The 12,763-nt window shown below is 66.1% G+C and carries 12 protein-coding genes and 2 pseudogenes; 5 read left to right on the top strand and 9 right to left on the bottom strand.

Annotated elements, in window-relative coordinates; translation table 11 throughout:
* Position 1: 1 nt before the first annotated feature.
* Together MPSD_RS02910 and pgfA are read right to left on the bottom strand one after the other, a co-directional pair.
* A pseudogene (locus tag MPSD_RS02910) lies at positions 2-1,802 on the bottom strand (MmpA family trehalose lipid delivery protein).
* Between the two features lie 10 nt (positions 1,803-1,812).
* Positions 1,813-3,093: a cell envelope lipid trafficking protein PgfA gene (gene pgfA / locus MPSD_RS02915; RefSeq protein WP_165601478.1), complete on the bottom strand. Its 1,281-nt coding sequence runs from the start codon at positions 3,091-3,093 to the stop codon at positions 1,813-1,815.
* Between the two features lie 101 nt (positions 3,094-3,194).
* Between pgfA and MPSD_RS02920 the strand changes: the two genes are divergently transcribed.
* Positions 3,195-4,439 carry an acyltransferase family protein gene (locus MPSD_RS02920; protein ID WP_369797278.1) on the top strand — a complete coding sequence of 415 codons (1,245 nt, stop codon included), beginning with the start codon at positions 3,195-3,197 and terminating at the stop codon, positions 4,437-4,439.
* An 11-nt stretch (positions 4,440-4,450) separates the two neighbouring features.
* Here the strand turns inward: MPSD_RS02920 and MPSD_RS02925 are convergent, their stop codons facing one another.
* Positions 4,451-6,052: a PE family protein gene (locus tag MPSD_RS02925; RefSeq protein WP_119571698.1), complete on the bottom strand. Its 1,602-nt coding sequence runs from the start codon at positions 6,050-6,052 to the stop codon at positions 4,451-4,453.
* Positions 6,053-6,145: 93 nt separating this feature from the next.
* On the opposite strand from MPSD_RS02925, the gene MPSD_RS27970 reads away from it, so the two are divergent.
* Both MPSD_RS27970 and MPSD_RS02940 read left to right on the top strand, forming a co-directional pair.
* Positions 6,146-6,283: a hypothetical protein gene (locus tag MPSD_RS27970; protein WP_167470886.1), complete on the top strand. Its 138-nt coding sequence runs from the start codon at positions 6,146-6,148 to the stop codon at positions 6,281-6,283.
* A gap of 119 nt (positions 6,284-6,402) precedes the next feature.
* Positions 6,403-7,605 (top strand): ISAs1-like element IS2404/ISMul1 family transposase, encoded by a 1,203-nt coding sequence (locus tag MPSD_RS02940; protein ID WP_420811859.1) that lies wholly within the window; start codon positions 6,403-6,405, stop codon positions 7,603-7,605.
* Positions 7,606-7,849: 244 nt separating this feature from the next.
* On the opposite strand, the pseudogene MPSD_RS28760 reads toward MPSD_RS02940, so the two are convergent.
* The 6 genes and pseudogenes from MPSD_RS28760 to MPSD_RS02975 form a co-directional block, all read right to left on the bottom strand.
* Positions 7,850-7,990: pseudogene (locus tag MPSD_RS28760) on the bottom strand (hypothetical protein); the annotation flags it as partial.
* A complete protein-coding gene (locus MPSD_RS28765; RefSeq protein WP_083866393.1) occupies positions 7,991-8,284 on the bottom strand; it encodes a hypothetical protein in 294 nt (97 codons plus the stop codon).
* A gap of 367 nt (positions 8,285-8,651) precedes the next feature.
* Positions 8,652-9,854, bottom strand: a complete 1,203-nt coding sequence (locus MPSD_RS02955) for an ISAs1-like element IS2404/ISMul1 family transposase (protein WP_420811860.1) — start codon at positions 9,852-9,854, stop codon at positions 8,652-8,654.
* Positions 9,855-10,010: 156 nt separating this feature from the next.
* Positions 10,011-10,280, bottom strand: a complete 270-nt coding sequence (locus MPSD_RS02965; protein WP_036425879.1) for a hypothetical protein — start codon at positions 10,278-10,280, stop codon at positions 10,011-10,013.
* Entirely contained in the window at positions 10,265-11,380 is a 1,116-nt protein-coding gene (locus tag MPSD_RS02970; protein WP_020785034.1) for a hypothetical protein, read from the bottom strand. The genes MPSD_RS02965 and MPSD_RS02970 overlap by 16 nt, the downstream gene beginning before the upstream one ends.
* Positions 11,381-11,382: 2 nt before the next feature.
* Positions 11,383-11,682 (bottom strand): hypothetical protein, encoded by a 300-nt coding sequence (locus MPSD_RS02975; protein ID WP_232022737.1) that lies wholly within the window; start codon positions 11,680-11,682, stop codon positions 11,383-11,385.
* 321 nt (positions 11,683-12,003) lie between these two features.
* Here MPSD_RS02975 and MPSD_RS28770 point away from each other — a divergent pair, with 321 nt between their 5' ends.
* Complete coding sequence (locus tag MPSD_RS28770) at positions 12,004-12,195, top strand: hypothetical protein (protein WP_223161057.1); 192 nt, start codon at positions 12,004-12,006, stop codon at positions 12,193-12,195.
* A 6-nt stretch (positions 12,196-12,201) separates the two neighbouring features.
* The gene (locus MPSD_RS28775; RefSeq protein WP_020785031.1) at positions 12,202-12,465 is read left to right on the top strand and encodes a hypothetical protein; all 264 of its coding nucleotides are present in this window, start codon (positions 12,202-12,204) and stop codon (positions 12,463-12,465) included.
* Positions 12,466-12,763: the final 298 nt, after the last annotated feature.

Genomic DNA, 12,763 nt, shown 5'->3' on the forward strand with positions numbered 1-12,763 from the left:
CTTAATCCGCTGCGAGATCCGTCGGCGATTCCTTGCGACCGCTTAAGTGTCGGCCGGACCCGGCCGGCGGCCATCCCGGCGCCACCCGCGAGCAACATCGACAACCACGCCCAATGCGCGAGCATCATTGCCCGACGATCCCCGGCCGGGACACCCGCGGACCGGCCACCGATCCGGTACAGGGCCAGCTCATCGTCGCGGTAGGTCGGCGTCAGGCGGTCCAGTGTGCGTCCGGCTTCGCCCACCTCGCCGCCGCCGTGCACTTCGACGACGAGCCAGCCCACCCCGGCCTGGGCCAGGGCCTCCGGATCAGCCCCGGCGAGCAGCAACTTTTGGATCGTTCGGGCGCGCACGCCATCGCCGGGCACCAGCACCCCGGAGATGACCAGATCGCCGCTGCTCAACACGTCCGGTCGAACCCAGCGGGGGAGCGGGTCGAGCACCGGCGCCCGACGGGACCAGGAGAATCGCCGCATGGTGCCGATGGGCAAGACCGCGACGGTCCCAGGCTGATGGTTGATCGCGGTCGCCACGGCGGTCCACCCCGGCGGGTAATGCACCGGCGCAACCCGGCCCAGCACGCCCCATGCCAGATCGGGCAGGGCCAGCACGAGCGCCAGGCAGCACGCCGACGCCGCCAGTGTCGATTTCAGGGGCGTTGCGGCCGTCTTGCAGCGTGACAGGGTCGACACCGCGGCCGCGGCGGATACGGCATAACCCGGCATCGCCAGCGCCACCCATTTCTGCCCGTCGCGGAGCACCCCCAACCCGGGTGCGGCATCGACCGCGGCAGCCAAGATGTGCAGGCCCGGGCCGGTTGCCAGGGCGGCGGGCACCAGCACCGACACCGCGGCCAGCACTAGCAGCGGCACCAGTGCCGGCCGTCGCGCCACGGTGGGGAGTCCGACCGCCACCACGACCAACAGGACCGCGGCGGAGGCCACCGCGAAAAGAGTGGTTCGCGAACCGGGCACGGCATCGCCGTTCCAGATTCCGCCAAGACTGGCCAAGCTGAGGAGCGTGCCCAGACCCGGTTCGGCGCGCGGCGCGAACGCGGCAACGCCGAGTCCGTTGGCGGCCGTGTGGGTGGTCAGCGACGAACCGAGGGCCGACGCCGTCAGCCAAGGCAGGGCACCGACCAGCGCGGCCGCTAACGCGGCCGTTGCGCACAGCCACCGTGGTTTGCCGCCACCGGGAGCAGCCACACAGGTCAGGGCTACCGTCGCGGCCAGCAGCAACCCAGTTGGGGTGAGACCGGCGAGCGCGATCCAGAAGGCCAGCCCGAAGAATCCGGTCTGGCTTGCCTCCGGTGCGCGCAACCCCAGCATGGTGGCCGCGACCCAGGGCAGGCAGCCGTAGCCGAGCAGCAGGCTCCAATGGCCTTGCAGGAGGCGTTCGGCCACGTAGGGATTCCAGATCGCCAGGGTGATCGCGACGAACTGGCCTCCGGCGCCGGCCGCGGGCAGTGCCCGCGCTACCAGCACGGCCGCACCCCAGCCCGCCAGCCACAGCCCCAAGACCAGCAGTGCCTTGACCAGGATCCCGCCGTCTATCACCTGGGAGGCCAGCGCTATCGCGAAATCCTGCGGCGTCGCCCGCGGCGCAGCCATCAACCCCAGGGCGCTGTCGGAGAGATATGACCGCGGGGTGGATACCGCGTCGCGCAGCAGCAGATATCCGGGCCCCAGCACCGGCCCGACCACCAGCAGCGCCAGCACCAGCGCGTACCCCGGCCGCCACCAGCACGCGCAGCGCGGCGAGGCCCAACCTGCGCCTTCTCCCCGGGCCATCTTGGCCCGCATCGTCGGCGGGCTAGGTCCGTTCCTCGGGACCAGAGGGCTCAGCCGAGCCCGACTCCGACGACGATTCGGCCGAATCGGGCGGAGTCTTGTCCGAGTCAGGACCGTCGTCCGACGAGTCTGGACGCTGCGCGGGCAGCTTCTCGGTCTCGGCTTCGGCTCCCGGCACCGGCTGCTCGAGTCCGACGCGCCGCAGGAAGTCGGTGTCGTCGCGGTCCAGGCTCGGATCCATCAGGATGCTTTCGGTCCGCAGGCTGAACGAGGTGAGCAGCCCGCCGCCGACCAGCGCGACCAAGCCGATTGCGGTGAACGTGATCGGCAGCACCCGCGACCACAGCGCCAGCCGGTCACGTTCGTCGCGGGCGGTGTTGACCTGGGTCTCGACCGTGTCTTCGTTGGAGGTGACCTTGTAGTCGGCTAGGGTTACCTCTGGCTTCATCGCCTCACGGGCGAAGTAGTGGTTGGCGTGCACGGTCTGCTTGACGATGGTGCCCGTGACCGGGTCCACCCAGAAGGTGCGTTGCGCCGCGTAGTAGCGGGTCATCGTGATCTCTTCGTCCGGCTCTCCCGGAACACCCCACATCGCGGCGGTCGTGGTGACCTTGCCGTCTTCGTCGCCGGCGTACAGCGACGGGTACTTGACCGGTGCGACCAGCTTGCCTTCGGAGTTGTAGCCGATGTTCTGGGTGAACCGGTAGGTGGTCAGGCCGTTGACGTCCTCTTCGCTGTCATAGTTGGCGTCGAATGGCTTCTGTGCGATCGGATCGAAGTAGGGGTAGGACTTCTTCTCGGTGTGGAACGGGAAGCGGTAGGACAAGCCCTCGTGCCGCAGCGGGATAGCGGTTGGCGGGCTTTCGTCGCCGAAGCCACGCGGTTTCTGGACCGTTCCCCCGGTGTGGGTGTCGTCGGAGATGGCCATCGCCGTGTGCCGGTTGAGGGTGACCGTGTCCACGATCGCCAGCAGCAGACCGGTGTCCTTCTGCTTGTCGGTACGCCGGACCGAGGTTCCGACCTGCAGGGTGACCACATCGGCATTGGCCGGTGACTCGACCGTGATCTGCTGTTGGGACACCAACGGCACGTTCTGGTTGATGACGATGTGGTCGGTGGCCAGCGAGGCCGAGTCGAGCGCCGATCCCTTGCCTTCGCTGATCAGGGTGGCATCGATATCGAGCGGGATTTTGGTGATCTTGCTGCTGGTATAGGTCGACAGCAGCAGCGCGGCGATCAGGAGAGCGGACCCGAGTCCGATCGTTCCCAATGCGGCGATCCGCAACATGCCTGCTCGGTTCACGTTGCTGTGACCTCCTTCTGGACCAAAGACTCGTTGGCCGCGACCTGTTCCCACCCGAATAAGTAGGCAGTCAAACCCGTTTGACCCTAACAGCAGAACGTATGGTCCCGGTGTGCGAACCTGCCCCAACTTTGCCGGTGTACCCGATTCGGCCGCCAGTCGATGATGGGCAGACTGTGATGGTGACCGACGGCCAGCAGGTGGGGGGGACACGCAGCTTTCTGCCTCCCGTGGAGGGCATGCGTGCCTGCGCGGCAATGGGGGTGGTCGTCACCCATGTCGCCTTCCAGACCGGCCACTCCAGTGGAGTCGCCGGCCGGCTGTTCGGCCGCTTCGATCTGGCGGTGGCGGTGTTCTTCGCGCTGTCGGGGTTTCTGTTGTGGCGGGGGCACGCTGCGGCCGCTCGGGGCGGATCACCGCGTCCCCGCACGGGTCACTATCTGCGGTCGCGGGCGGTCCGGATCATGCCCGCCTACGTGGTCGCGGTGGTTGTGATCTTGTCCCTGCTGCCGGATTCGGACCACGCGAGTTTGACCGTGTGGCTGGCGAACTTGACCCTTACCCAGATCTACGTGCCATTGACGCTGACCGGGGGCCTCACCCAGATGTGGAGCCTGTCCGTCGAGGTCGGCTTCTACCTGGCGTTGCCGCTGCTCGCGTTCCTGGCCCGCCGTGTGCCAGTCGGGGCCCGGGTGCCCGTCATCGCCGCCGCGGCCGCGCTCAGTCTGGCCTGGGCGTGGTTGCCGGTGGCCGCCGGTTCCGGGATGAACCCGCTGAACTGGCCGCCGGCCTTCTTCTCTTGGTTCGCCGCCGGCATGTTGCTGGCCGAGTGGGTGCACAGCCCGATCGGGCTGGTACACCGGTTGGCGCGCCACCGCGTGCTGATCGGTGTGGTGGCGATGCTGGCGTATCTGGCGGCGGCATCACCGCTGGCCGGTCCGGCCGGCCTGGTCCAGGGCTCGGCGACGCAATTCGCGGTGAAGACCGCGATGGGTGCCGTGGTGGCGTTCGCGCTGGTGGCGCCGTTGGTGCTGGACCGGCCCGGCACGCCCCACCGGCTACTGGGCAGCACCACCATGGTGACCCTGGGGCGCTGGTCCTACGGGCTGTTCATCTGGCATTTGGCCGCCCTGGACATGGTGTTCCCGGTGATCGGCACCTTTGCGTTCACCGGACGGATGCCGACGGTGCTGGTGCTGACATTGATCTTTGGCTTCGCGATCGCCGCCGTCAGCTATGCGCTGGTGGAGTCACCCTGTCGAGAAGCATTGCGCCGCTGGGCGAAACGGACCGAGCACAGCGCCGGGCAGGACATCGACCGGGAAGCGGACGCGATCGCGCCCTGAGCGCCGCACAGCTACGGCGACCCGTTCATCCCGTCCAGTCCGAACAGGAAGCCACCCGTGCCCGCGGTGCCGCCGACACCAGCGGTAGCCCCGGTCCCGCCGTTGCCGCCGTTGCCGCCGTCGCCGATCAACAGGGCGCTGCCGCCATCGCCGCCCTTACCGCCGGTGCCGGAGAAGCTCTGGCCCCCGGCCCCGCCGGTGCCGCCGCTGCCGATCAGCCCCGCGTTACCGGCGGCTCCTCCCGCACCGGCGAGACTGGCAAGGGAATTTCCACCATCGCCGCCGTTGCCGAGCAGCATCGCGCCGGCAGCTCCGGCCCCGCCCTTGCCGCCGACATTACCGATTCCGCCATGCCCGCCGGAACCCCCGTTTCCGCCGAGCAAGGCGGCGGCCCCGCCCTCCCCGCCGGCGCCCCCGAAGGTGACGCCGGCGCCGGCGTTTCCGCCGTCCCCACCGGTGCCTCCGCTGCCGAACAGTGTGGCGGCCGCTCCTCCGGCCCCGCCTTTGCCTCCGACGTTGATGCCGTCTCCGCCGCCTCCGCCGGCCCCGCCGTTGCCGAACATCGCGCCCCCCTGTCCGCCGGCCCCGCCGGTCCCGCCGCTGTCGCCGCCGCTGCCGCCGACCCCGCCGACCCCGCCGGTGCCGAACAGGAGCGCGGAGGAGCCGCCGGTTCCCCCGGATCCGCCGGTGGCGGCGCCGGATCCGCCCGCTCCGCCGGCCCCGCCATTGCCGAACAGCGCGCCGGCGTCGCCGCCGCTGCCGCCACCGCCCGCGGTGGTGCTGCCCGATCCACCGCCGCCGCCGGCCCCGCCATTGCCCAATAGCGTGCCGGCGCTCCCGCCGCTGCCGCCGGTCCCGCCGCCGCTGCCGCCGCTGCCGCCGTGTCCGCCCGCTCCGCCATCGCCGATCAGCCCGGCGACTCCGGCGCCGCCGGGCAGGAAGCCGCCGGTCCCGCCGCTCCCGCCGCTCCCGCCGCTCCCGCCGGTGCCGCCGGTGCCGGTTATGCCGTGCCCGCCGATACCGCCGTCGCTGCCCCCACCGAAGAACACGCCGCCGTTTCCGCCGTCCCCGCCCGCGCCCCCGCTGACTTGGCCGAGCCCGCCGGCTCCACCGTGCCCGCCGATGCCGGACAACGTGCCGCCGGCCCCGCCGGCCCCGCCGTTGCCGCCGGCCGCTCCGGAGCCACCCGCGCCGCCGTTGCCGTACAAGATGCCGCCGTCGCCCCCGTTTGCCCCGGATCCCGGGGCCGCATTGGCGCCGTTGCCGATCAGCGGGCGTCCCAGCAGCGCTTGGGTGGGCGCATTGATCGCGTCGAGCAGGATCTGTTGGACGCTGGTGGCCTCGGCGCCCGCATACGACGCCGCACCGGAGGTGACGGCGCGCACGAACTGGTCGTGAAGGGCCTCCACCTGCACGCTGAACGCCTGGTAGTCCCGCGCGTAGGCGCCGAAAAATGATGAGACGGCCGCCGAAACATCATCGGCGCCGGCGGCCAACGCCGCGGCAGTGGGGCCGGCCGCGGTGGCATTGGCCGTGCTGATCGTCGATCCGACACCGGCCAGGTTCGTGGCTGCCGCAGTCAGCTGTTCAGGGATGACGGAAACGAACGACATGAGCCAGTCCTCTCGTCAGCTCACCGGCCGCCGCCTGGTCAGTGGGTCGAGGAATCAGTCAGGAATACAGCGTATCGCGGTCTGGTGGGCGCGATGGGCAGTTCATCCAACGTTGACGCGCTGGTAGTCGGGCATGTCGTCACCGCCGGCCGGACCTGGGGCCCGAACGCCGATACCCCCAGTGGAACGCGCCAACCGCTCCCGGCCCAGGGCTCCGGCGTTGTTGATTAGCAGGCTTGTGAGCTGGGTTGATGATCTTTGGTGCCGCGCTATTGGGGCCGGAGTGTAGGCACGGGCTATCTGGAGAACGATCGAGTTGGTTACTGTTCGTCGTTGGTCTGGAGTTGCCCGTGCCTACCGTTTCAGTATTGCGTGTGTCGTCGGTTCCAGAGGTGTTCGACCGCTGGAGTCCTGGTGAGCGCAGCGAGTTCATCGGATCGGAGTTTCTCGATGTGTTGGCCTCGGTGCCAGACCCGAGGGACCCACGCGGTCGGAGGTATTCGCTGGTGGCTTTGTTGGCGATCGCGGTTCTGGCCACTGCCGCGGGGATGCGCGGCTATGCTGGTTTTGCCACATGGGCGGCCACCGCTCCCGATGATGTGTTGGCCCAATTAGGGGTCCGGTTCCGGCGGCCCAGTGAGAAGACCTTCCGCGCTGTTTTGTCTCGGCTAGACCCCGCCGACCTCAACGCCAGGATGGGCAGTTACTTCACTGCACACGTGGCCAGCCGCGACCCCAGTGGATTGGTGCCGATCGCGTTGGACGGCAAGATGCTGCGTGGTGCTTTACGCGCCAAAGCGACAGCCACGCATCTCGTGTCGGTGTTCGCCCACCGTGCCCGATTGGTGCTCGGTCAACTCGCTGTCGCCGAGAAAAGCAATGAAATTCCCTGCGTACGTGCCCTGCTCACGCTGCTGCCGGGTAGCTTGCGGTGGCTGGTCACCGTGGATGCGATGCATACCCAGGTCGTCACCGCGAAGTTGATCTGCGCCACCTTGAAGTCGCACTACCTGATGATCGTCAAGTCCAACCAAGCCAAAATATTTGCGCGTATCACCGCGCTGCCCTGGGCCGAGGTGCCCGCAGCCGCTACCGACGACTCCCGCGGCCACGGCCGTGTCGAGACCCGCACCCCGCAAATCATCGCCGCTGCACGAGGAATCGGCTTCCCCTACGCAAAACAAATCATTCGGATCACTCGTGAACGCTTGATCACCGCCACCGACCAGCGCAGCGTGGAGGTGGTCTATGCCATTTGCAGCCTGCCGTTCGAGCACGCCCGCCCTACCGCGATCATGACCTGGATGCGTCAACACTGGGGAATCGAGAACAGCCTGCACTGGATACGCGACGTCACCTTCGACGAAGACCGTCAAAGGGCACATACCGGAAACGGCGCACAGGTCCTAGCAACGCTACGCAACACCGCGATCAATCTGCACCGCCTCAACGGCGCCGACAACATCGCCGAAGCCTGCCGGATCACCGCTTTGACCGCCAACCGCCGCCTAGACCTCCTCAATCCACAATTCCCCAGCTCACAAGCCTGCTAATCAACAACGCCGGAGCCCTGGCTCCCGGCCCTGCCCGCCGCCGCGGCGGGTTGAAGCGGCTCCCCTGGTGAGGGAGGCAGCGGCAAGTTCAACGGCTTGTTGACTCCATTGAATGGCGGTGGTTTGCAGCTGTCGGACAGCGACCCGCAGCAGACCCGGCTCCATCCCCGGAAAGTGTGACGGCGGGCTCAGGGGCACCCATCGTAGGCCGAGCCATCGTGCAGCCTCGTAATCGGACCACCTGGCCCGGGCCGTGCGACGCTACTTCGTGGCGCATCTGCAAGAACACGTCTTCCCACTGATCGGCGGTCTGAGTCCAGTAGCTAGTCGCTTCGATCAGATGCCCGGTGCTCCATGCCCGAACCTGGGACAGGGTCGGCACCACCTAGACCAACCTGGGTTGCACGGCAGCCATCTCGGCTGGTGAGGTCGTTTCGTTGGTGGCATACCGTGTCGCACCGCTCTCGACGGCAACGATTGTCTCTTGGGTGCGGGTTGTAAGCGCTGCTGCGGCGAGGCCAACAGCTGTGTGGGCACTGCTCACCGCGGCTGTGGTGGGCTGAAACGGCTGTCCTGGTGAAGGGGGTGTTAAGGCGGCCAGAGTGGCGCTTCGTTGACTCCATTCGCCAGCCGTGGCTTCTAGCTGAGGGACCTCGACCCGCAGCTGACCCGGTTGCATTCTTGGGGGTTTAACGGCGAGCTCATGGATAACAACTCACATCGCAAGCCAGATGGCCATCGCGCCACAATGGCTCAATCACGCGCGGTTCCGTGCTCTGCGATCGCGCGGGAGTCTTGCTCGAGGTGACGCTACTTAGATCAGCTATGAATGTCTCTTTTCTAGAGATTTGAGCTCGAATCTCGTCTCGATCCTGCCGACGTATCGCTGGACCGCCGAGCCGCCCACTGTTGCAAGCTCACCCGCCTTGCACAGTCTCGTTTATAAAGAAACGTGACGACTGGGTTCTTGTCCCCGGCCGAAGGTGCCACGATGATGGGAACGCTGTCCTGTCCTCGGGGACACGGCAGGGCTCCGGCGTTGTTGATTAGCAGGCTTGTGAGCTGGGGAATTGTGGATTGAGGAGGTCTAGGCGGCGGTTGGCGGTCAAAGCGGTGATCCGGCAGGCTTCGGCGATGTTGTCGGCGCCGTTGAGGCGGTGCAGATTGATCGCGGTGTTGCGTAGCGTTGCTAGGACCTGTGCGCCGTTTCCGGTATGTGCCCTTTGACGGTCTTCGTCGAAGGTGACGTCGCGTATCCAGTGCAGGCTGTTCTCGATTCCCCAGTGTTGACGCATCCAGGCCATGATCGCGGTAGGGCGGGCGTGCTCGAACGGCAGGCTGCAAATGGCATAGACCACCTCCACGCTGCGCTGGTCGGTGGCGGTGATCAAGCGTTCACGAGTGATCCGGATGATTTGTTTTGCGTAGGGGAAGCCGATTCCTCGTGCAGCGGCGATGATTTGCAGGGTGCGGGTCTCGACACGGCCGTGGCCGCGGGAGTCGTCGGTAGCGGCTGCGGGCACCTCGGCCCAGGGCAGCGCGGTGATACGCGCAAATATTTTGGCTTGGTTGGACTTGACGATCATCAGGTAGTGCGACTTCAAGGTGGCGCAGATCAACTTCGCGGTGACGACCTGGGTATGCATCGCATCCACGGTGACCAGCCACCGCAAGCTACCCGGCAGCAGCGTGAGCAGGGCACGTACGCAGGGAATTTCATTGCTTTTCTCGGCGACAGCGAGTTGACCGAGCACCAATCGGGCACGGTGGGCGAACACCGACACGAGATGCGTGGCTGTCGCTTTGGCGCGTAAAGCACCACGCAGCATCTTGCCGTCCAACGCGATCGGCACCAATCCACTGGGGTCGCTGCTGGCCACGTGTGCAGTGAAGTAACTGCCCATCCTGGCGTTGAGGTCGGCGGGGTCTAGCCGAGACAAAACAGCGCGGAAGGTCTTCTCACTGGGCCGCCGGAACCGGACCCCTAATTGGGCCAACACATCATCGGGAGCGGTGGCCGCCCATGTGGCAAAACCAGCATAGCCGCGCATCCCCGCGGCAGTGGCCAGAACCGCGATCGCCAACAAAGCCACCAGCGAATACCTCCGACCGCGTGGGCCCCTCGGGTCTGGCACCGAGGCCAACACATCGAGAAACTCCGATCCGATGAACTCGCTGCGCTCACCAGGACTCCAGCGGTCGAACACCTCTGGAACCGACGACACACGCAATACTGAAACGGTAGGCACGGGCAACTCCAGACCAACGACGAACAGTAACCAACTCGATCGTTCTCCAGATAGCCCGTGCCTACACTCCGGCCCCAATAGCGCGGCACCAAAGATCATCAACCCAGCTCACAAGCCTGCTAATCAACAACGCCGGAGCCCTGGGGGACACGGTGTCTACCTGTATATGGGCCACGCTTCGAGGTAGGCGTCAATTGCGCGTTCAACCGCTAGTCCATAGTCGTTTGGTACATGCCCTGGCCCGTAGTTCGCGCTCAACGCATGCGACAGCGCATCCACAACGGTGTCGCTCTGGTCGTTGGTTGGCTTCTGCACGGTGCGAAGCTCCGCAAGGAGATCGGGGTTACGGCGTGTCAGCTCATCCATGATAAGAACGCGGTGCTCGGATGGAACGACATCGAGAATGTTGTTCACGGATTCCTCCATCCATTGCGGCTATTTGCCCAGGCCGTTGTCACTTGCCCGTTTTCGTTCAGACTAACCGTCGCGTCCTTGCCGATATATCGCCAGGTGCCACCATATTGATCAGGCATGAACTGTGGTGGCTCTATCGGATGCGCGACGGCGTCTTGCATTGCATTGTCGTTGACCCCGTGGCCGTCTCGCCCTTCGACACGTTGTGCTCCATGTTCTGTCAGCCCGTTGATTCGGGTGGGTGGTGGAAATGGTGGTTCCGCGGTTCCTGGGTGGGTTGGGTCTTCGCCTTCGACGGGTATACTTAGTTGCCCGAGGCGGGCTCGGATGGCAGCTTGGCGATCGAGTAGGGGTCCTTTGTCGGCGATACAGGCGTCGTAAGCGCCCTGTTCGGTCGGCAAGACGAAGGTGCGCCCGCACCGGGCGTTGTACTTGCCTATTTCACTGTTGATGTCCGCCCATGCTGCGCGAGCCTCCTCTGCGGTCATGTCCTTGGGGTCGACCGGCGCTGGTGGCGGGTTTTGTTTGAACGTGCGGTTGTCGACGGCGCGGACCGGGTTGCCCATTGGCGGGGCGGCGGGTGCAGGAATTTGCGGGAAACTGCTGCCGATCCCGGCCACCGCGGCCGTAACTTTTGTGGCGACTTGAGCGTCCAGGCCCACCAGTTGGGCGGCACGCTGACGGAGGTCGCCGGCGAAGGCCTGGGCTTGGGCTTGCCGGGCCGCGCGCTGGGCCGCTGATCCGCCCGTCATGCGATCGGTGACCGAAAGGTCTTCTTCTACTTGAAATCCCGCTGCCTGGGCGTCGGTGACTGCGTACCGCACCCGCGAACGGGCGGCGTAAAGATCCGAGGCCCCATTACGCGCGACACGGGCCGCTTCCTGCAACTGGTCGACTGCCGCGCTGGTAGTTTGCAGGTCGGCGTGCGTTGCGGCGCGCAACGCGCCGGCGGCATGGCCGCTCCAATCAATCGACGTTGCATCGCGCCACAGCTGGTGGGCCACCGCATAGGTGTGCTCGCCTACGTTGTCCCAATGAGCAGCCGCCTCAGTGAGATGATCGGTGGGCCAAGCCAACAACGCTGACAGGTCCGGAATTCCCGACGCTGCCATTACTACACGCGGGTCACCGATGGAGCCACCGCTGCCAGCACATCGGCCGAGGCAGCTTCATTGGCCAGATAGCCACTATCGGCTTGAGTCACGCCCGCGGTGCGTGCGTTCACCTGAATGGCTAGCCCGGTAGTAAACGCCGCCACCTCACCATGGGCGGCATCGACTGCGGCCGCGCTGAGCTGGCAGTACAACCCCAGCCCCGCCGGCGCATCCATGCTGGTCAGCTCCCCAGCTGCGATACCCCACCGCCAGGCCATCGCCTGCACGCCCGCGGTATCCACACGCAACGAATACCCCACGAACCGAAGTGTAGGCAAACACAACAACGGCGGCCAGCTACCATCCCAGGGGCTTGGGCGAACGCCCGACGTGTCTCACTTCTAGAGAACCGAGACGCCTCACATCTTGTCTCAGAGGGTGCCCGGACCCGGAGGGCTTCACGGGCGTCGAGTTGGCGCGAGACACGGGTCAGGGACTACGGGCGTGTCGTCGTCGGGAGTCGCAAGATTGCTGGACTGGCTAAAACCTGGTCAAGGTAGCCCCATCATCGTGGCAGTCGACACCCTCGTACGTCAGGTGCTGGCCGTACGATCGACTCAATGACAAATTCCTCTGAGTTGGTGGCGGTCGAGCTGACCGGGGATGAGCGCGATTTCATTCGGCAGACATTGGACGAGTGGCGGAGGTCGGCGGCCGGGAAGCCGTTTCCGTTCCAGGTGCTGGGGTTATCAACCTGGGAGCAGTTCGGCGAACTCATCGTGCGTCTTGAGCGTGCTGTCACCGATCGTGAGCCCTTGACAGATCTGGATTGAGCGCGGGTGCTGTTATTGTCTGAAGTCACGTTCGCCAGCAGCTTGATCGGTGCGGGTCTGGATTTCGAGATCGGTACAAGGTTCTCTGACGCCGAGCCAATGGGCTTGCTGCGTGGCCTGCAACGCAAAATCGGCGGCTACGAGCGCGCCAAATTATTGTTTCCGAACGGCGGCCGCATCCGCACGGCCGAGGAAATTGAGAATATCGAACGGTGGGGGGAAGGAATACGTCGCGAGCAGCGGAGGCGACAGTCCCCTCCTGGGGTGTAATCGTCTGGTCACGCAGCACTTTGAGACGCTCTAATCCGTTGTCTTAGAAAGTAATTAAGTTCCTCTTGTCATCCTGGGTTGAATTCACCTAAGTCCGGTAGCTCGTCTTTGCCCAGCACAGGTGGCCCGTGGTGGCTGTGCGGCGGTTGAACGGGGTGTGGGATGGATTCTGGCGGTACCGGGCCGCCCGCAATGGGGCCGCCTAGACGGGCTGGTGGCCCCATAGGTGTGCGCACAACAGGTGGGGGTTCGGCCGGCGCGAGATCGGCGCCGCCCCGTATCGGAGGCTGCGGTGGGG

It is taken from the genome of Mycobacterium pseudoshottsii JCM 15466, from assembly GCF_003584745.1.
Taxonomy (GTDB): Bacteria; Actinomycetota; Actinomycetes; order Mycobacteriales; family Mycobacteriaceae; genus Mycobacterium; species Mycobacterium marinum.

Bases quoted from the DNA above. Each gene is read 5' to 3' on its own strand.
- MPSD_RS02920 (WP_369797278.1), top strand. From the start codon at position 3,195: ATGGTCCCGGTGTGCGAACCTGCCCCAACTTTGCCGGTGTACCCGATT.
- MPSD_RS02925 (WP_119571698.1), bottom strand. From the start codon at position 6,052: ATGTCGTTCGTTTCCGTCATCCCTGAACAGCTGACTGCGGCAGCCACG.
- MPSD_RS27970 (WP_167470886.1), top strand. From the start codon at position 6,146: ATGGGCAGTTCATCCAACGTTGACGCGCTGGTAGTCGGGCATGTCGTC.
- MPSD_RS28765 (WP_083866393.1), bottom strand. From the start codon at position 8,284: ATGCAACCGGGTCAGCTGCGGGTCGAGGTCCCTCAGCTAGAAGCCACG.
- MPSD_RS02965 (WP_036425879.1), bottom strand. From the start codon at position 10,280: ATGGAGGAATCCGTGAACAACATTCTCGATGTCGTTCCATCCGAGCAC.
- MPSD_RS02970 (WP_020785034.1), bottom strand. From the start codon at position 11,380: ATGGCAGCGTCGGGAATTCCGGACCTGTCAGCGTTGTTGGCTTGGCCC.